Origin of the sequence: Eubacterium sp. AF34-35BH (assembly GCF_003477765.1) — a bacterium.
Lineage (GTDB): Bacteria > Bacillota > Clostridia > Lachnospirales > Lachnospiraceae > Eubacterium_G.
Genome location: NZ_QUDZ01000001.1, coordinates 357,708 through 377,244, shown reverse-complemented (window position 1 = coordinate 377,244; position 19,537 = coordinate 357,708). Strand labels below are relative to the sequence as shown.

Here is a 19,537-nt window from a genome sequence, read left to right as displayed (position 1 = left end):
CTTATCAAATCACTAATGATTTAATAAGGCGTTATCTGTCATTTATTCATTTTTTACATTTTTCTTCTAGAAGTTTATCTATGTCTGCATCTGCAAACAATGCAACCCAATAATAACCTCCACTTGCTCTATAGCATACTATCGCTCCCTTAACGTGACTCTTTGATATTAGATTTTTGTAATGAGCACTGCTTCTTTTCCATTGCTTCATCGCTTCCTTGTATGAGAAAGCTCCTTCAAGAATGTTTTCACTAGAAACATAATTTATGCCATATTCAGAATCTCCTTCCTCAATCCAAATAAACTCATCATCAATCTTATATTTTTTTGAGAAAACCTTCATTGCTGTTTCATACCATCCGTCATGGCTGTAGTTCTTGCTGATTTGCTTTGCTCTCTCCAAACAAACATTATATACATTCTCTGACCATTCAATTCTCTCTGCTCCTGCAGATTTTCTGTACTTGTTTTGAAGTTCAAATGCATTTTCAGATGCTATTCTGTCTGTGAAAGGCTTCTTAACTTTGCCCCACTTTGTTCTTGGATAAAGTTCTTTCTTTATTTTAACACTTTTCACTTTTGAAAATTGTCCATACACATTGTTTCCATTAATTTTCTTGTATGCCCTTATCCTTATCTTAACTTTTTCATCCTGAAAACAATTAGTTAATGTAAAGTAATTTTTCTTTGTTGTTTTTACTTTCTTCCAGTTTTTTGTTACCGGATAGTAAACATAAACACAGTAACCTACAACTTTCTTTTGCTTTTTCCAACTTATCTTGTAACCTACTGTATACTTTAACTTAGTTGTTGCAAGACTGGCATTCTTGATGCTCTTAAAAGTCTTGGTAACTTCTCTTGTCCTTACATTAGTCACTTTGGATATTTCTGCCGCTTCAACACTACTTGAACATATCACATTGGCGATAATCAACATTACTATAATCACATATTTAATTTTTTTAATCATGGTACCAACCCTTCTGCGCAAAATTTAAGTCCATTTATAACAAACATTTATCAACATCAATGCAGTGGTAAATACATCAACTGTTGATAGGACTATAATAGCACAACAAATCTGTAAAACAAAACTCTAGTATGGTCTTTTTTTGACCTTTTTCGAGTCTACTATGGTTCTTTTTCATTTAATTGCTTCTAAATTTTGTTCTCATTGCCAACTCCGGCATGTCATGCTGAACCAATGCCTTATAATAACTGTCAATTGTCATTGGAGCATTATATAACGTCGCTAGCAAATATTTTTTTATGTTTCTTACATCAGAGCTATTATGGTTCAGGCAATCTAAAACATATTCGATATGACTCTTGTCTAATTTACAAAATCTTGACTTTATCATTTCTGTCGAAATTCTATTGCCACTGATTATCTGATACTCCTTGTCACTTACTATTGCCTCAACCATAATGTCAACCAGATTGTCAACTTGTTCTCTGTCAGTTATGTTATTCTCAATCAGGAGGTCGTAATCAATGTTGTGTTTTATCAATTTTTGGTATGCTTCGTATTTTAGTTTTATCATATCCCTTCCCATCCTATCACCTACAGTAGGTATGATATGATTAGATGTGATATGACTCTCATTAGTATTATTTATATTAGTATTACTACTATTAGTCTTATTATTAAGTGGTGTATCATCGGTAACCTCTTGAAGTGTAATATTTACACCTCTTGAAGTTTCCTCTCCTACACTTCTTGAAGTGTAATGTGTTACACCTCTGGAGGTTTTCTCCCTTACACCTCTTGAAGTGTAAGATGTTACACCTCTGGAATCGCCGCAATTATCCTGTGAAGTTTCAATATCTTCTTTATCTCCTGAATAATCCCTTTCAATTATGAAGCTTTTTACATACAACAGGCTTGGTAAGCCTAATCCCCTTCTTTTCTTTTCAACTAAGCCAAATTCAACCAATTCATTAAGATATTTTACTGCAGTCTTCTTGCTAAAATTGAAATCTTCCATTATTTCAGCAACCTGATATATTATGTACACTCTGTTCTCGTCATCAAACCATCTGTTTTTCATTGATAGATTCATTCTGTCAAGCAGCACTCCATACAAAAGTTTTGCATTAACTGACAAATTTTCAAACATTGGATCTGTTATCATTGTCTTTGGTATCTTTATGAAATTGAATTGGTCGGCTTGGTTTCCATAATAATAATCAAATGCCATATCCTTCACTCTTCCATTTCTCCAGAAGCTGATAAATTATTTTTTCTATGTCCTTTCTCGAATATTCTTCCGGAAAGTACTTTTCTAATTTATTCTCTGGTAATATTACTTTTTTCTTTTTCCTTGGTTTCGAATCAATATTTCCAACCACATCAGAAATCTGTTCCTTGCTTTCTTTATTCATTTCTCTAATACGCTTAATTTGCTCATCATTAATGCTGTATCCCTGATTAATGTAATTTAATACTTCTTTCTGCTTTTTTTCTGATAAATCAGCAATTTTTACCGCTAACGTGATTGTTAGCTTCTTCTGATCCACCATATCCAATAATTCGGCAATCAGGTTTGTTAGTTTGACGTATCGGGTAACCTGTCTGCCTCCAAGTCCGTTGTCCTCTCCAACAATCTCACGACTTCTGTCTCCCTTTTTCCCCATGTGACTTATGGCGTCCATCTTCATCTTAAAGGCAAATGCCTTTTCACTTGGTAGTATTTCCTCTCTTTGAATGTTACTGTCAACCATAATTATTGTGGCATCATCATCCGTTAACTCCTTTATTATTACAGGCACTTTTTCAAGTCCTATTATTTCTGCAGCTCTCTTTCTTCTGTGCCCTGATATTACTTCATAGAAGTTATCCTTTTTTCTTACCAAAATGGGTGACAGTATTCCTCTTTCCCTTATTGAACTAACAAGTTCCTCCATTCTTTCATCATCCAGCACCTTAAATGGATGATTTTCAAACTCCCTTAATAAGTTAATGTCTAATTCCTTTGTTCCCTCATTTTCATTATTCACACCAAGTAATTCATCATAACTTGTTAGTTTTATCTTCTCTCCAAATTTACTCATTTTCCAAGACCTCCTCTGTTAATAATTCATAGCTCTTTGCAACTTTACTTTTGGCATCATGTGTGTATATGCTCTTGCCTACCGCACTTGTTTCTGCAGCTCTTACTGACATTGGAATCTTATTGTCAAAGATTCTTATGCTCTCTCCATATGTATTTCCCAATGCCTCGATAATGTCCTTTGTATAATTTGAACGCATGTCGACCATTGTAAGCAACAGTCCCTCAATTGTAAGACCCGGATTAATCTGTTTCTTTACTCGACTTATAGTTTTAATTAGTTGCTGTAATCCCTTAACCGGCAAATATGCCGCCTGACTAGGTATTATTACCGAATTAGCACAGGTTAATGCATTTATGGTAATAACGCCCAAACTTGGCATGCAATCAATTAATATGACATCATATTGTTCCGTCAGTTCTCCTAACAAACACTTCATTACCATTTCCCTGCTCATTACATTTACCATTGACACTTCCAAACCAGACAGTTCAATGTTTGCAGGAATGAAATCTACTCCCTCACAATGATGATGAATTAATTTTTCATAATCAATTTCTTCATCATTGATTACATCCAACATTGCATTTGCCAATGTATAATCAAGTTCATCCGGTTCATTTATACCTAAGCAGATTGATGCACTTCCTTGGGGATCTGCGTCCACTATCAACACTCTTTTTCCTTTTCTCACTAAACCTATTCCTAAATTCACTGCGGTTGTGCTTTTTCCACAACCGCCTTTCTGATTTGCTATTGCAATTATCTTACTCATATACTTCCTCCTATACTTCCCTAAATTTCTCTAAATACTTCTCAAAGATTTCGCAATTCACCAACACAATCCCATTAACCTTATAGGTTGCTTTTGCTTCTTTAGCTAATTTTTCAAACTTGCTATGTCCCATACTATACAGTTCTGCACCTTCTTTATATCTAACAAATTTCTTTGCTAATGCCTTTGTTTCTCTTACTGTTCCTGCTTTATTAATCATTTTTCTTCCTCCTTCAATCTAATTTCTCTGATATGTTGCTCTAAAATGTGTCTGTTAACCCTTACCATTTTGCCAATTTTATAAACTGCTCCTGATTCTCTGCATATTCTTATAAAAGGTTTCATTCCCATCTTGTAATACTCTGCTCCTTGCTTAAAAGTAATAAAGTCTCTCTGCAACATATCAATGTCCTGTTCGTCAATGTCATATGAATACATCCAAATATTTCCACTCATATTTTGTTCTCCTCCTATTTCTTTGCCGGTTCGTGAAATTGCTCTAAATATTCATTGAAAATATCTCTGTTTATTAATACATATCCATCAATTCTGTAAATAGCCCCAGCCTTACTTGCCAATTCAAACAATTTTTTATGTTGAATACTATAAACATGTTCTGCTTCCTGATATCTTAAAAACTTCTTTTCAAGATTTCTTCTTTTTTCCTTAACTTCTCTAATTGGCATAAATTCTTGTTTTCTTTCCATAATAAATCTCCTTAATAAAATTTGAGCCTATGCAAAATAGCAACAAAAAAGACACTTTTTAAAAATTGCTTTTTAAAAAGTGTCCTAATTAGGATTAACTATTATATAGTTATCTGACAGTTACGTATCCCATATTGATGCATAACTCTTCGTATTAATTTTCTGATTTGATGTCAATTTGATGTCAAATTTAATTTAAGCCTCTACAATCCCTTTATTTATGGGCTTTATTTATCCAACTGCTTCATTGTCGGGAATAATAATACGTCTCTGATAGCTGCTGAATCTGTAAGTAACATACACATTCTGTCGATACCAAATCCGATACCGCCTGTTGGTGGCATACCGATTTCAAGAGCGTTCATAAAATCTTCATCTGTTGTATTAGCTTCTTCATCACCAAGTGCTAATAATTCTTCCTGAGCCTTGAATCTTTCTCTCTGATCAATTGGATCGTTAAGTTCTGAGTAAGCATTTGCCATTTCCCAGCCGTTCATGAAGAATTCAAAACGTTCAACATATTCAGGATTTTCAGGTTTCTTCTTTGTTAAAGGAGAAATCTCAATTGGATGATCCATAATAAATGTTGGCTGAATAAGGTGTTCTTCAACAAATTCCTCAAAGAATAAGTTTAAGATGTCACCCTTCTTATGGTGTTCTTCGTATTCTACATGATGTTCTTTTGCAAGTTCTCTAGCCTGTTCAACTGTTTCAACTTCGTTCCAGTCTACTCCTGCATATTTTTTTACTGCATCAACCATTGTAAGTCTTTCAAATGGCTTGCTTAAATCCATTTCGATTCCATTGTAAACAATCTTTGCACTACCACATACAGTTTCTGCAAGATGTCTGTAAAGATTTTCTGTTAAATCCATCATGCCGTTGTAATCTGTGTATGCCTGGTATAATTCCATAAGTGTAAATTCAGGGTTGTGTCTTGTATCAACACCTTCATTACGGAAAACTCTACCGATTTCGTATACTCTTTCTAAGCCACCTACAATAAGTCTCTTAAGGTAAAGCTCTAATGAAATACGAAGTTTAACATCTTCATCTAATGCATTAAAATGAGTTTCAAATGGACGGGCTGCTGCACCACCTGCATTGTGTACAAGCATAGGTGTTTCAACTTCCATGAATCCCTGTCCGTCTAAGTATCTTCTAATTTCGCCGATAATCTTTGAACGCTTAACAAATACGTCCTTTGCTTCCTGATTCATAATAAGGTCTAAATATCTCTGACGATATCTTAAGTCTGTATTTGTTAAACCATGATGCTTTTCAGGTAAAATCTGTAAACTCTTTGTAAGTAAAGTTACTTCTGTTGCATGAATACTCATTTCACCTGTCTTTGTCTTAAATGGATATCCCTTAATTCCAACAATATCACCAATATCCATCTTCTTGAAGTCTTTGTATTCTTCAAATGGTTCTTCACAGATTTCGTTTCTTGCAACGTAAACCTGAATATTTCCCTGTAAATCCTGAATGTTACAGAATGAAGCCTTACCCATTACACGCTTTAACATAATACGACCTGCAACAGATACAAGCTTTGAAGGATCCTTTATTAACTTGCCTTCTTCATCATGTCCACATTCTAATTCGTCAAAATGTTCTTTAATTTCCATGCTATGATGTGTTACATCATACTTTGTAATCTGGAAAGGATCTTTGCCTCTTTCCTGTAAGTCAGCTAACTTTTCGCGACGCACCTTTAAAAGTTGCTTTGTATCAACTTCCTGGTTGTTATTCTTATTTTGTCCTGCCATTTTTCTCTCCTCTGTTTTCGCAATTTAAAGCGCACCTGTAGTGCGCTCTTTATATTTTAAATATATTTATTTAGTCTTCTTAATTTCAAGAACTTTGTATTTTGAAACTGTTTCACCAATTTCAACTTCTACAACATCACCAACTTCGTGACCGATTAAAGCTGTTCCAATAGGTGATTCGTTTGAAATCTTGCCCTGTAAACTGTTAGTCTGTGTTGAACCAACAATGCTAAATTCAAGATCTTCATCATATTCAAAATCATGAATTACAATATGGCATCCAACACTAATCTTTGTATCATCAATATCATCTTCTCCAACAACTTCTACGTTCTTGAGGATTTTTTCGATTTCTTCGATACGAGCTTCAATATCTCTTTGTTCATCTTTTGCTGCATCATATTCAGCATTTTCTGATAAGTCACCCTGTTCTCTTGCTTCTTTAATCTTCTGAGCAACTTCTTTACGTTTATTTACCTTTAAATCTTCTAATTCAGCCTCAAGTTCCTGAAGACCTGCATAAGTAAGTATATTTTTCTTTGCATTATCTGCCATTATTGCTTCCTCCAATCAAATTTGTTCAAAGTTTTACACTTTATAATAACAAGAGCCTTTGCCATTGTCAACAAAAACCCCTTTATATATTACAATCTCTCGTTTATTAAGTCTTTTAATTCTTCATATGTTTCCATTGTGTTACACAATCTTCTTAATTCAGCAGAATGTGGCAAACCACCTGTGTACCAGGCTATATGTTTTCGCATTTCGTGAACTCCGGTATATTCACCTTTGTACTCCACAATAAGGTTGGCATGTTTTAAAATCATTTCCTTTACTTCCCCAGATGTTGGCTTGTCTATGTGCTTTCCTGTGTTTAAATACTCATTTATCTGTTTAAATATCCAAGGATTTCCTCTTGCTGCACGCCCAACCATAAGCCCGTCACACCCGGTATATTCTTTCATTGCTTTGGCATCTTCCGGTGTAAAAATATCACCATTTCCAATAACAGGTATATTAACCGCTTCTTTTACCTGTTTGATTGCATCCCAGTCAGCTTTTCCACTGTAGTATTGTTCCCTTGTACGCCCATGGACTGCAATGGCGGATACACCACAAGCTTCTGCAATTTTTGCAATTTCCGTTGCCTGTAGTTCTCCATCTTTAAAGCCTTTTCTTATTTTAATTGTTATGGGCTTAATGCTTTCCTTAACCATTTTTGTTAAAATTTCTTCAACAAGCTTTGGCTGAGTTAATAAATATGAACCTTCATGATTATTAACAATTTTAGGAACCGGACAGCCCATGTTAATATCAATAAAATCACAGGCTCCATAGGAAACTCTGCCTGCAATTTCTGCCATTATATCCGGATCTGAACCAAACAGCTGAATTCCTATTGGATGCTCATCTTCATCAATAGCAAGTAAATCTTTTGTTTTTTTATTGTTATATAAAATAGCCTTTGCGCTAACCATTTCAGAATATAAAATTCCGCATCCCTGCTCTTTACAAAGCAGACGAAATGGCAGGTCTGTTACGCCTGCCATTGGTCCTAACGCTAAAGGGTTTTGAATTTCAAGATTACCAATTTTCATTATTCTATCCCTTTATGAGTTATTTTTTATTCTTTTCGTATATAATTCGCATTCCCTGCAAAGTAAGTTCTTTATCATATACATCGATGCAGTCTGTGTTTTTGTATATAACATTTCCAAGACCACCTGTAGCAATAACTTTAAGGTCTTTTATTTTGCTTTCTTCCTTAATCTTATTGACAATATATTCAGTCTGACCTATATAACCATACACAATTCCTGCCTGCATGTTAGTGATTATGTCTTTTCCTAAAATAGAGTCAGGTTTTTTGATTTCAACTTCAGGAAGTTTTGCTGTTCCATCCCATAATGCTTTTGCACATATTTGAATTCCTGGTGAAATAACACCAGCTTCTAATGTACCGTTTTCGCTTATAAGGTCATAAGTTGTGGCTGTGCCAAAATCAATTACAATACATGGACCGCCATACAACTCATAAGCTGCAACAGCATCTACAATTCTGTCTGCTCCTACTTCTCTTGGATCAGTTCTGTTGATTTTTATTCCTGTTTTTGTGCCAACTCCTACAATAATAGGTTTGATTCCAAAATACTTTATTATACCACTGTTTAGTGAATACATTACTTTTGGAACAACAGAGGCAATTATTACATCGCTTATGGATGAAATGTCTATGCCTTTTCTCACTATCATTTCAGCAATCAATGAACCATATTCATCTGATGTTCTTGCTGACTGAGTCTTAAGTCGCAAATTTGCAAAAACTTTATCTCCTTTAAATAATCCCAATGTGATATTTGTATTTCCTACATCTACTGTTAGTAACATTATTCCGTTTCTCCTAAAACAAACACTTTATAGTACATTTCAAGAGCTTCTAAAAGCTCTCTTTTCTCTAATTGAATCTGATGAATCTTCAATCCGCTTCCGATTTCATCGTATAGCAAGTCGCCCTCGTCAGCCTGAGTTATAAGCTGCAGGTAACCATCTTCATCATATTCAACTATCAGTGTTCCACCTACCTCTTCAGTAAACATAACACACATAATTTGTAATTCCTGTTTTACCTGTTCCGGTAAATTGTTAAATTTAGGATTCAAATAATATTTTTTTTCATAGGAATTTGCCCCACACAAAACTCTATCTTCATTGTACATAATATTTTCACCTGTTTTATTTTTGCTTAATATCAGGGCATATCTTACATTAAAATACATTACTTTTCAAGTATTCTTTAACATCAAATATGCCCCAAGTATTATAACTAAACTTTAATAATCTGAATTTTCATAACTCTACATTATATTAAGTTTTTAATTTTTCTGATTTCTACATAATATTATTCTTTAATAACTTCTGCAAGTGCTTTTACGCTTCCTGCAATTCCCTGAATATCTGATGGGATAATAATCTTTGTAGCCTGACCATCTGCTGCTGCGGCAAAGGCTTCTAAACTCTTCATTGTAAGAACAGCTTCATCTGCTCCTGCTTCCTTAATTACCTTAATACCATCAGCTGTAGCCTGCTGCACCTTCAAAATAGCCTGGGCTTCACCCTCAGCTTCAAGAATCTTCTTCTGCTTCTCAGCGTCAGCCTTAAGAACTGCTGCTTCCTTGTCAGCCTGAGCATTTAAGATTGCTGCTTCTTTCTTACCTTCTGCAATAAGAACCGCTGACTTCTTCTCACCTTCAGCTCTAAGAATCTGTTCACGTTTCTCACGTTCGGCACGCATCTGTTTTTCCATTGCTTCCTGAATATCTCTTGGTGGAATAATGTTCTTAAGTTCGACTCTGTTTACCTTAATTCCCCATGGATCAGTTGCAACATCTAATTCTGTACGCATTTTTGCATTTATTGTTTCTCTTGATGTAAGTGTTTCATCAAGTTCCAAATCACCCACAATATTTCTAAGTGTTGTTGCTGTAAGTGACTTAATTGCCACTATTGGATTTTCAACACCGTAAGCATATAACTTTGGATCTGTAATCTGATAGAAAATAATAGTATCAATCTGCATTGTTACATTATCTCTTGTAATAACAGGCTGTGGTTCAAAGTCTGCAACCTGTTCCTTTAAATTAACTCTTCTTGATATTCTATCAAGAAAAGGCACCTTAAAGTGAATTCCTACAGACCATGTTTCTTTGTATACGCCTAATCTTTCAATAACATATGAATGTGCCTGTGGTACAATCTTTACACATGTTGATGTGACAACAATTGCCAACACTATAACTACTAATAAAATTTCCATTTTTCTCCTCCTTATTTATATCTACTTTTTAATTTTCACAATAGCCTTAACACCCTCAATGGCTACAACTTCAACTAATGTGTTTTCCGGTATTATATCTTCATTAACGCTTCTGGCTGTCCATTCCATTCCGTCAATAAGAACCATTCCTTTTGCATTAATATTGTCTATTTCAGAAATAACTTTTCCGTTCTTTCCTTCCATTGATTCCACATTAGTCCTCTCGGCTTTGTTATTAATGTACTTTACCGCAATAGGTCTAAGCACTAACAATACGATTACCGTAACAACTATAAAAACAATTGCCTGAATAATCCAGTTCCCGGTAAACAATGATGTAACACAGGCAGCCAAAGCTCCAATTGCAAACCATATACAGGTCATTCCAAGGGAAATCAACTCCAGTGCCGCAAAAACTACAAACACTATTAACCATCCAATATAATTCATACGCCCTCCTTTTCTATATTTAACTGTTAGTTACATTTCTCTTACGGTCACAATGTCTACATTATATTATGTATAAATTCCCAATATAATGTGTTTATCTTTTGTAACCATAATATTTGTTCAGTTAAAGAGCATTATAGCATTTGTGATAAAAAAAAGAAATCCCATTATAAAGGATTTCTTAAATGTATTTTATTTAAACTGTACATATTCCTGTTTTACATATCCATTATTGCCATTATAGTCAATTTCTATCCATTCACCGTCTTCTGCAATAATATCAAATTCATCTCCCTGCTCAGCGATTCCCAATGCCTCCGAATCTTCTGTGGCATCCTTTCTAACATTCAAAATATCAGTATTAATAACTATCTTAGAGCCTGTTGTGTTTTCAGTTTCAATATGTGTGTCCTCTACTGTTGCATCATTTCTATCAACTGCCGCTACTTTTTGCTCATCCTTATTTTTCACATCAATTGATTCTTTCTCACTAACAACCAACTGAGAGCTGTCTACTAAAACAATCTTGTCATTTCTTCCAATTACTGATGCGATTGTAATAATGGAAGCTATTGCAAATACTGCAATATAAAATATTCTATTTCTATGTATGTACAACTGTTTCTTTAATTCTTCTTTATTATTTATGTTCATCCTATTAACACCCAAACTAATCTATCTAATGCTTTAACAAATGTAGTCACTTACAATTAGTATTTATATAGAAATTGTATATCTTTAATTTAATAATTCATTTTTGTTACATATGTTAAATTTGTGCTCGTCATCTGTAATAAAATTTTAACAATTTTTCGACATAGTGTCAATGAAATATCTACGTTTTTCTTCCTATATACATAAACTCCCAATCTTCCTTATAATCTTTTATTTGTCCACATATATATTATTTTTAACTTTTATTTCCATAATTTTATTACGAAAATATTCGCTTTTTTTGGCAAATGTTACAAACTTCAAGGTAAATCGTTGCATAATTTATTTAGTAGATGTATGATATTTGCGTGAAAGACAATTAAATTAGGGTTGATATATACTAATACATTAATACATGACTTGATTCACCCTGGTTAAATTCAAGGAGGATTATTTATTATGGCAACTAAAAAGGGAAACACAATCAGTACAAAAGCAGCTGAAACTAAAGCAGAACCAAAGCAGGTTACTGTTTCTTCAATATTAAACGCAGAAGCAGAAAAGAAAACTACTGCTAAAGCTACTACAGAGAAGAAGGTTGTTGCTACTGAAGCAAAAAAAGTTACTGAAACAAAGAAGACTACTGCAGAAGCAAAGAAATCTCCAGCTAAGAAAGCTGAAGAAACAAAAGCAACTGCTAAGAAGGTTGAAGAGCCTAAGAAAACAGTTACAAAGAAAGCTACAACAACAGAAAAGAAAGCTACTAAGACTACAGCTAAGAAAACAGCAGCTAAAAAGACTACTAAAAAAGAGTCAAACTTATATGTTCAGTTCCAGAGAATGGAATTTGATGCTAAGCAGATTGAAGAAGCTGTAAAGGCTGACTTCAAAGCAAAAAATAAAAAGAGAACAATAAATTCAGTTTCTATTTATGTAAAACCTGAAGATATGAAAGCATACTATGTTATCGATGGCATTATCGGTGATGTTGCTTTATAGGATTTAATTAAGAATCCATAAAAAATAGTTCCAAATGATATTGTTACATACAAAACAAATATCTTTGGAACTATTTTTTTGCAATTATTTTTTAAAAATTATTCTTTTTTGTACCAACTCATCTATAGTGGTACGTCTTCTATTCTTTGACATTTTCTACAAAGTCATTTAATTTCTTTGCTAAAGCGTCTGCATCTAGTCCATGTACCAAACATGCTTCCTCTAAAGATTCTCCCTGAGCAGATGGACAGCCCACACAATGCATTCCCTCACTTAATAGAATTGGTATACATCCCATGTGAATGTCAATTATATCTGAAATAATCATATCTTTTGTTATTCTAGCCATTGAAATCCTCCATTACATCTTTTCAGGTTCAGGATAGTCCTGACCGAAAGTTTCAACTGTAACTTTTTTCATTTTCTGTTCTTCTAAAGGCTTATCCATATAATCTGTTGCAACTGCTGCAATCTTATCAATAATATCTTCACCTTCTACAACTTTTCCAAAAGCTGCATACTGACCATCAAGATGTGGTGATGTTTCATGCATAATAAAGAACTGTGACCCTGCTGAATTTGGTTCCATTGTTCTTGCCATTGAAAGAACACCCTTTGTATGCTTTAAGTCATTTGCAAAACCATTATATGAAAATTCACCCTTAATAGAATATCCAGGTCCACCTACACCTGTTCCCTGTGGATCTCCACCCTGAATCATAAAACCTCTGATTACTCTGTGGAAAATTACTCCATCATAAAAACCTTTGTTTACTAAGCTTATAAAGTTATTTACTGTATTTGGAGCGATTTCAGGATATAATTCAGCCTTCATTACGTCTCCGTTTTCCATTTCGATTGTTACTATTGGATTCTGTGCCATTTTTCTCGTTCCTTTCTATTAAAATATTCTAAGTGCCAGACTTTATATTGCCCTGACAACCATTTTCTTATTTTGTCCAAAATTAAATTTCGGATTTCTAAATATTCTAACACATTTATTTTCACAGTACAACTTGCCTCTTTTCCAATATGAAACTTGCCTCTTTTTCAATATAAAACTCGTCTTTTATTCTTAATAATGTAGCGCTTTTACGTACCGGCATAATTTACTTTTTCTTACATTGTAGCGGTGCATATAGTAGCAAAAGATACATTCCTTTTTGTAGAGACGCACTTACTCAATAACTGTTTACATTTTGTGCAGAAATTCAGCTATAGGAACACGTATTTTACGTTGAAACAATTTTAGTTTTCTTTTTTACACCTTGTTCATAATTTCTTTACATCGAAAACACTCTTTTTTCACGTTTTCAAATTATTATATAAACATAAACAAAAGTTGCTATACATTTTGTTTATGTTTTTTCATAATTTTTTTGGATCGGATTTATCCGATTCCCTCCCTTTTTTATTATTAGAATATATTTGCGGAAAGGATGCAGAGATGCATCCTTTTTGCTGTCTAAAAAAAGACCACAGATTTGTTTTCAATTAATCTTCAAATGAACTCGCTGGCAAATGTTAGATTGTTATATCTAACTTCTTGTGAAAAATTCATTTCCAACAAATCTGTGATCTTTTACTTACGCCATATATTGTCTGCAAATAATATATGCCATGTATAAACAATAAATAAAGATTAGTAATATACCTTCTTTTCTTTCAATCTTCTTACTTGTAATTGCCACTACATAAACTATCACTGCCACAAGTAGTGCTACAACCGCATCAATCGCATTATTTAAAGTAACTGTTACAGGTGATATTGTAGCCGAAACGCCTAACACCAATAAAATGTTTGATATGTTAGAGCCAACTACATTTCCCACTGCCAAATCTGCTTCTCCTTTTTTCGCAGCAACGGCTGATGTAACAAGCTCAGGTAAAGATGTTCCCATTGCTACTACTGTAAGACCTACTAATGTTTCGCTCATACCTACCGCCAATGCAAGACTTTTGGCACAATCTACAACTACCTCTCCACCTACAACAATTGCTACTATACCACCAAGAATAAACCAAACACATTTGGACTTAGACATTAGAATATCTCCATCATCGCCCTGTGTTCTTTCTCTTAAAGCATAAGAAATTGTCCATGCAATAAAACCTACAAACAGTAACAACAATAATATGCCGTCTATTCGTCCAACAGACCCTACTGTAGCATTTCCGTTTGAAAATTTAAGCAAATTCACATTTCCGATTATATCTCCAAACCACAATGCATCTCCTAATAAAAATATCAATATAAGGGAAATTATGGCTAAAAATGGGAACTCTCTCTTCAATATAGACTGTTTCACCTTAATGCTTGCAAAAAGAGCTGTTACACCCAAAACCATTAAAAGGTTAAATGTATTTGAACCGTCAACATTACTTACTGCAATAGCATTAGAGCCTTTTGCTGAAGCAAATGAACTTACGGCAAGTTCAGGTAGCGATGTTCCCACCGCAACAATTGTAAGTCCCACTACAATTGATGGAACTTTCAATCTTCTGGCAACTGCCACGCTTCCATCTACGAAAAAATCAGCCCCTTTAATAAGGAATAAAAATCCTACTAATAACAATAGAATATCCAATATTACTTTCATCTTTAATTTTCTCTCCTTAATCCCACTTTTAATATTGCGGGCTTTTACTTATTATCTTTTTACGAATAAATACTATTCTATACAATTATGCAAAACAACGCAAGAAAAATGTAGCAAGGGACATTTCTTGTTAAACCAAAAGAATGTCGCTTGGGGCATTCTACGCGCCTAGCGCGTGTTGCTTTAGCAACATTTTTCATTTTGTGCTAGTGTGCATCCATAGTGAAACGTTTTTATGTAATAAGAAATTCTGAAAGAATTTCTTATTACATAAAAAGAGCTTGCGATAAAAATCGCAAACTCCTTTTGAGGTTTTATTATAAATAGTAATTATAATTCAAATACTAAATCACCGTATGTAGGCATTGGCCATTCTTCTTTTGGCATAACTACTTCAAGTTCATCAGCCGGTTTTCTAAGTTCAGCCATTGCTTCCATAACTTCATCTTTGTAAGCAACTGCAACTGCCTGTGCATCTCCTGCGTTTGCAGCTTTTTCTGTTACTTCTGACAAGTTCTTAACTGCCTTCTTCATTTCAGCTAATTTTGCTGTAGCATCTGCTAACATTTCTGCCTGAATTGTTGCATCTACACCAGCTTCTTTTACTGCTAAAACAGTATCTGCAAGTTCTTTTGTATATTTAACTGTTGCAGGAATAATTAACTTGTTAGCCATATCTACCATTGTTAATGCTTCAATATTTCTAACACCTGCATACTGTTCAAATAAGATTTCCTTTCTTGCTGCTAATTCAGCCTTAGAAAGAATACCAAACTTACCATACATTTCAATTGTTGTATCATCTAATAATGCAGGTATTGCATCAACAATAGATTTGCAGTTTGGAAGACCTCTCTTTTCAGCTTCAACCGGCCATTCTTCTGAATATCCGTTTCCGTTGAAGATAATTCTCTGATGTTCTCTCATTAACTTAGCTGTGTATTCTGTAACTGCTGTTTCGAAATCATCAGCCTTGCTTAACACTTCAACAGCTTTTTCAAACTGTTCAGCCATCATTGCGTTAAGAACTGTATTTACATCACCAATTGTGTTTGATGAAGCAACCATTCTAAATTCAAATCTGTTACCTGTAAATGCGAATGGTGATGTTCTGTTTCTATCTGTAGGATCCTTCTCAAGTTTTGGAAGTTTCTTAATACCAAAATCAATTTCTCCTGATGAAAGACTTGATGTAGCTTCACCATTTTTAATAATCTGATCTACAACGTCTCCAACCTGATCTCCTAAGTACATTGAGATAATTGCAGGTGGTGCTTCATTAGCTCCTAATCTGTGGTCATTACCTGTATTTGAAGCTGCTAATCTTAAAAGAACTGCATGTGCGTCAACAGCTGCCATTGTACAAGCTAATACTAACTGGAATAATGAGTTATTTTCAGGTTTTTTTCCAGGTTTAAATAAGTTAATTCCATCATCAGTTGTAAGTGACCAGTTGTTGTGCTTACCTGAACCGTTGATTCCATCAAATGGTTTTTCATGAAGTAAGCAAATTAAGCCATGCTGTCTTGCTGTTTTCTTTAAAATATCCATTACTAAAAGGTTGTTATCTAAAGCAACATTTGAAATTGAAAAGATTGGGGCAATTTCAAACTGTCCTGGAGCAACCTCGCAATGTTCTGTTTTTGCTGTGATTCCTAACTTCCATAATTTCGCATCTATGTCTTCCATGAATGCTTTTACTCTTGGAGGAATTGCGCCAAAATACTGATCGTCCATTTCCTGTCCCTTAGGAGCAGGTGCTCCAAATAATGTACGTCCTGAGTAAATTAAGTCAGGTCTCTTCAAATATTTTTCCTTATCCACAAGGAAGTATTCCTGTTCAGGTCCAACATATGAGTAAATTCTCTTTGTGTTTTCATTTCCAAATAATCTCATAAGTCTTACACCTTGCTTACTTACTGCATGCATTGCCTTAAGAAGTGGTGTCTTTGTGTCAAGTGATTCACCTGTATATGAGCAAAAAGCTGTCGGTATACAAAGTGTATCTTCTTTAATGTAAACAGGAGATGTAATGTCCCATGCTGTATATCCTCTTGCTCCACATGTTTCTCTAAGTCCACCTGAAGGGAATGAAGAAGCATCAGGTTCTCCCATTAATAATTCTTTTCCTGTAAATGTATTTTCAATTTTTCCATCAACTGGTACTGATGCAAATGAATCATGTTTTTCAGCTCCTACTGAAATAACATATGGTTGAAATACATGTGTATAGTGTGTAGCACCTTTTTCCAATGCCCATTCTTTCATAGCCTGAGCAACAACATCTGCCAAATCTTCTGTTATTTCTCCACCTTCATGCATAAGAGTTTTAACTCTCTCAAAATCACTTTTAGGTAAGCGAACTTTCATAACTGAGTCGTCAAATACGTTTTCTCCAAATACTTTTTCAATATTAACTCCCATAGTTTTCTGTTCCTTTCTCTACTAACATATTTCTTCCGCTATTTTAATTAACCCAAAAGAAAAAGGCACTTCTCCAAATATTCATTTTGAAGAACGCCCTTGTCCTTAATCTCATTCAGCGGTGAGGTCTCCCTCATTCGCAGACTAATCTACATCATATCTTTATAAAAATCAATAGCATCAAGGTATTTATCTAATTATTTAAACCTTTTTCTTAATTAAATTAAGTTTACCCCTTATTTTTACATATTTTTACAACTTTTGCTAATCTACTACCTCTTCTCCTCTATACATACAAACAATCTGTCTGTTGCCATAATCGTCTACACAGGTAGAGCACATTATAATCTTATCATCCACTCCCGGAATGCCATAATCAAATTTCTGACTGCTTTTTCCAGCTACTAAATTAATCCATTTTTGGAAAGCAACATCATCATCAAAGCCGTACTTATAAACATCTTCATTGTTATCTTTTGCAGTAAATGTTGAAAAAACATAATATAGATAATGTTTATAGCCAACGTATATATCAAATATCTGGTGTGCCTTAGCAAACTTGCTCTCTCTAAAACTCATTAGTCCTTTAAACATTGAGCCGTCAAGCATGTTATGACCGTACAAAATACACATTTTGCCATCAAGACCTGCCGTTCTATAGTCAAGGAATATGGCACCGGCGCCATTTGATATTTTGTCTGAACCTTTTTTTAAATAAAAGTCATTATCACTATGTTCTACTATTGGATACTGTATTCTTGTTCCATCTAATTTAATGTAACCTCTTGCTTCATCGTTGTACTGCAACATTGCTTTGTAATCCCAAACCCATGTTGTAAGAGATGAAGAATATTCACTTTTATTTTTCTTTTTTTTGGTTTTCTTATTTTCAGTCTTCTGTGTGAACATTTTGTTTATTTCTGCGTACTTTGCCTCATCCTCTTTGTAATTCAAATAAGAATCCGTAAGGCTGTATGATGCATAAATAAGCACTGCTGCCGCACACACTAAAGCAACGTACCTGATAATGTTATAAGCTCGATTTGAAAGTTTCAGTTTTTTGCCTGTCTTCTTTCTTTCAGTTATATCTTCCACATTTTTCTTATCATCATTATTTGTTGTTTCATTCATGTCTTCAATGTTTTTCTTATCAGTATTATTCTGTTGTTTTTTATTTAATTCATCTTTTTTCTTATCTCTATTTTCCACAGCTTTGTCTTCCTTCTAAATATACTTATTTAAGTATAAAATTATTAGCATAAAAAGGCAAGTATATCCATAGTGGAACGTTTTTTCTGTAATAGGAAATTCTTTCAGAATTTCCTATTACAGAAAAAAACAACCGGGATGCAACATCCCAGTTGTTTTTTAATAAAATATGTTATTTTATATTAATTATTCAGCTTTTCCTACTGAACCGAAAAGTTCCATCTTTTCTTTTACAGTTGCCTTAATAGCTTCTGCACCTGGAGCAAGAAGTTTTCTAGGATCGAATCCCTTTCCTTCTAAGTCTTTTCCAGCTTCAATATATTTTCTTGTTGCATCAGCAAATGATAACTGACATTCTGTGTTTACGTTAATCTTTGATACTCCAAGATCAATAGCCTTCTTAATCATATCTTCAGGGATACCTGTACCACCATGAAGAACTAATGGCATAACTCCTGTCTTAGCCTGAATAGCATCAAGAGTTTCAAAGCTAAGTCCTTCCCAGTTGTCTGGGTATTTTCCATGGATGTTACCAATACCTGCTGCAAGCATATCAACACCAAGGTCTGCTACTGCTTTACATTCATCAGGATCTGCACATTCGCCTCTACCGATAACTCCGTCTTCTTCACCACCAATTGAACCAACTTCAGCTTCAATTGACATATCCATGTTATGAGCTACTGATACTAATTCCTTAGTCTTTGCAATGTTTTCTTCGATTGGATAATGTGAACCATCAAACATAATTGATGTAAATCCAGCTTTAATACACTTGTAGCATCCTTCGTATGAACCATGGTCTAAGTGAAGAGCTACAGGAACTGTAATTCCTAATTCTTCATCCATAGCCTTAACCATAGCTGCAACTGTCTTAAATCCAGTCATGTACTTTCCAGCGCCTTCAGATACTCCTAAAATAACAGGGCTCTTTAATTCTTCTGCTGTTAAAAGAATTGACTTTGTCCATTCAAGGTTGTTGATGTTGAACTGTCCAACAGCATAGTGTCCTGCTTTTGCTTTTTCTAACATTTCTTTAGCTGATACTAACATAATGTACCTCCATATAATCTTATACT

At 34.1% G+C, this 19,537-nt stretch carries 22 protein-coding genes; 1 reads left to right on the top strand and 21 read right to left on the bottom strand.

Features of this window, described 5'->3' with window-relative positions:
• Positions 1-46: 46 nt before the first annotated feature.
• The 15 genes from DWZ69_RS01740 to DWZ69_RS01670 all read right to left on the bottom strand — a co-directional run bounded on the left by DWZ69_RS01740 (position 47) and on the right by DWZ69_RS01670 (position 11,226).
• The gene (locus DWZ69_RS01740) at positions 47-970 is read right to left on the bottom strand and encodes a CAP domain-containing protein (RefSeq protein WP_118435847.1); all 924 of its coding nucleotides are present in this window, start codon (positions 968-970) and stop codon (positions 47-49) included.
• A gap of 178 nt (positions 971-1,148) precedes the next feature.
• On the bottom strand, positions 1,149-2,201 hold the full coding sequence (locus tag DWZ69_RS01735; RefSeq protein WP_243081027.1) for a DUF6017 domain-containing protein: 1,053 nt from the start codon (positions 2,199-2,201) through the stop codon (positions 1,149-1,151).
• A complete protein-coding gene (locus DWZ69_RS01730; RefSeq protein ID WP_118435843.1) occupies positions 2,191-3,054 on the bottom strand; it encodes a ParB/RepB/Spo0J family partition protein in 864 nt (287 codons plus the stop codon). The genes DWZ69_RS01735 and DWZ69_RS01730 overlap by 11 nt, the downstream gene beginning before the upstream one ends.
• Positions 3,047-3,829 carry an AAA family ATPase gene (locus DWZ69_RS01725; protein ID WP_118435841.1) on the bottom strand — a complete coding sequence of 261 codons (783 nt, stop codon included), beginning with the start codon at positions 3,827-3,829 and terminating at the stop codon, positions 3,047-3,049. Before DWZ69_RS01725 ends, DWZ69_RS01730 begins: the two co-directional genes overlap by 8 nt.
• A 10-nt stretch (positions 3,830-3,839) precedes the next feature.
• Complete coding sequence (locus tag DWZ69_RS01720) at positions 3,840-4,049, bottom strand: DUF6462 family protein (RefSeq protein WP_118435839.1); 210 nt, start codon at positions 4,047-4,049, stop codon at positions 3,840-3,842.
• Positions 4,046-4,285 (bottom strand): DUF6462 family protein, encoded by a 240-nt coding sequence (locus DWZ69_RS01715; RefSeq protein ID WP_118435837.1) that lies wholly within the window; start codon positions 4,283-4,285, stop codon positions 4,046-4,048. Before DWZ69_RS01715 ends, DWZ69_RS01720 begins: the two co-directional genes overlap by 4 nt.
• A gap of 14 nt (positions 4,286-4,299) precedes the next feature.
• The gene (locus DWZ69_RS01710; RefSeq protein ID WP_118435835.1) at positions 4,300-4,536 is read right to left on the bottom strand and encodes a DUF6462 family protein; all 237 of its coding nucleotides are present in this window, start codon (positions 4,534-4,536) and stop codon (positions 4,300-4,302) included.
• 227 nt (positions 4,537-4,763) lie between these two features.
• Positions 4,764-6,308: a lysine--tRNA ligase gene (gene lysS, locus DWZ69_RS01705; protein WP_117999419.1), complete on the bottom strand. Its 1,545-nt coding sequence runs from the start codon at positions 6,306-6,308 to the stop codon at positions 4,764-4,766.
• 66 nt (positions 6,309-6,374) lie between these two features.
• On the bottom strand, positions 6,375-6,863 hold the full coding sequence (greA, locus tag DWZ69_RS01700) for a transcription elongation factor GreA (RefSeq protein ID WP_022166261.1): 489 nt from the start codon (positions 6,861-6,863) through the stop codon (positions 6,375-6,377).
• A gap of 89 nt (positions 6,864-6,952) precedes the next feature.
• Positions 6,953-7,906 carry a tRNA dihydrouridine synthase DusB gene (gene dusB, locus DWZ69_RS01695; RefSeq protein ID WP_117999418.1) on the bottom strand — a complete coding sequence of 318 codons (954 nt, stop codon included), beginning with the start codon at positions 7,904-7,906 and terminating at the stop codon, positions 6,953-6,955.
• 19 nt (positions 7,907-7,925) lie between these two features.
• A complete protein-coding gene (locus tag DWZ69_RS01690; protein WP_117999417.1) occupies positions 7,926-8,696 on the bottom strand; it encodes a type III pantothenate kinase in 771 nt (256 codons plus the stop codon).
• On the bottom strand, positions 8,696-9,025 hold the full coding sequence (locus DWZ69_RS01685; RefSeq protein ID WP_117999416.1) for a DUF6145 family protein: 330 nt from the start codon (positions 9,023-9,025) through the stop codon (positions 8,696-8,698). Before DWZ69_RS01685 ends, DWZ69_RS01690 begins: the two co-directional genes overlap by 1 nt.
• A gap of 182 nt (positions 9,026-9,207) precedes the next feature.
• The gene (locus tag DWZ69_RS01680) at positions 9,208-10,122 is read right to left on the bottom strand and encodes an SPFH domain-containing protein (protein ID WP_022166265.1); all 915 of its coding nucleotides are present in this window, start codon (positions 10,120-10,122) and stop codon (positions 9,208-9,210) included.
• A gap of 21 nt (positions 10,123-10,143) precedes the next feature.
• A complete protein-coding gene (locus tag DWZ69_RS01675; RefSeq protein WP_117999415.1) occupies positions 10,144-10,572 on the bottom strand; it encodes an NfeD family protein in 429 nt (142 codons plus the stop codon).
• Between the two features lie 192 nt (positions 10,573-10,764).
• The gene (locus DWZ69_RS01670; protein WP_117999414.1) at positions 10,765-11,226 is read right to left on the bottom strand and encodes an SH3 domain-containing protein; all 462 of its coding nucleotides are present in this window, start codon (positions 11,224-11,226) and stop codon (positions 10,765-10,767) included.
• Between the two features lie 459 nt (positions 11,227-11,685).
• Here DWZ69_RS01670 and DWZ69_RS01665 point away from each other — a divergent pair, with 459 nt between their 5' ends.
• Positions 11,686-12,225 carry a DUF6465 family protein gene (locus DWZ69_RS01665; RefSeq protein ID WP_118435833.1) on the top strand — a complete coding sequence of 180 codons (540 nt, stop codon included), beginning with the start codon at positions 11,686-11,688 and terminating at the stop codon, positions 12,223-12,225.
• A gap of 139 nt (positions 12,226-12,364) precedes the next feature.
• On the opposite strand, the gene DWZ69_RS01660 is transcribed toward DWZ69_RS01665, so the two are convergent.
• The 6 genes from DWZ69_RS01660 to fba all read right to left on the bottom strand — a co-directional run bounded on the left by DWZ69_RS01660 (position 12,365) and on the right by fba (position 19,511).
• Entirely contained in the window at positions 12,365-12,574 is a 210-nt protein-coding gene (locus DWZ69_RS01660; RefSeq protein WP_022166269.1) for a DUF1858 domain-containing protein, read from the bottom strand.
• Positions 12,575-12,586: 12 nt separating this feature from the next.
• Positions 12,587-13,108: a peptidylprolyl isomerase gene (locus DWZ69_RS01655; RefSeq protein WP_022166270.1), complete on the bottom strand. Its 522-nt coding sequence runs from the start codon at positions 13,106-13,108 to the stop codon at positions 12,587-12,589.
• Positions 13,109-13,811: 703 nt separating this feature from the next.
• Positions 13,812-14,825 (bottom strand): calcium/sodium antiporter, encoded by a 1,014-nt coding sequence (locus DWZ69_RS01650; RefSeq protein ID WP_022166271.1) that lies wholly within the window; start codon positions 14,823-14,825, stop codon positions 13,812-13,814.
• Between the two features lie 330 nt (positions 14,826-15,155).
• Positions 15,156-17,249 (bottom strand): glutamine synthetase III, encoded by a 2,094-nt coding sequence (locus DWZ69_RS01645; protein ID WP_117999412.1) that lies wholly within the window; start codon positions 17,247-17,249, stop codon positions 15,156-15,158.
• Between the two features lie 264 nt (positions 17,250-17,513).
• Positions 17,514-18,458, bottom strand: coding sequence for a class B sortase (locus DWZ69_RS01640; protein ID WP_022166273.1), 945 nt, complete (start codon positions 18,456-18,458; stop codon positions 17,514-17,516).
• A 186-nt stretch (positions 18,459-18,644) separates the two neighbouring features.
• On the bottom strand, positions 18,645-19,511 hold the full coding sequence (fba, locus tag DWZ69_RS01635) for a class II fructose-1,6-bisphosphate aldolase (protein WP_022166274.1): 867 nt from the start codon (positions 19,509-19,511) through the stop codon (positions 18,645-18,647).
• Positions 19,512-19,537: the final 26 nt, after the last annotated feature.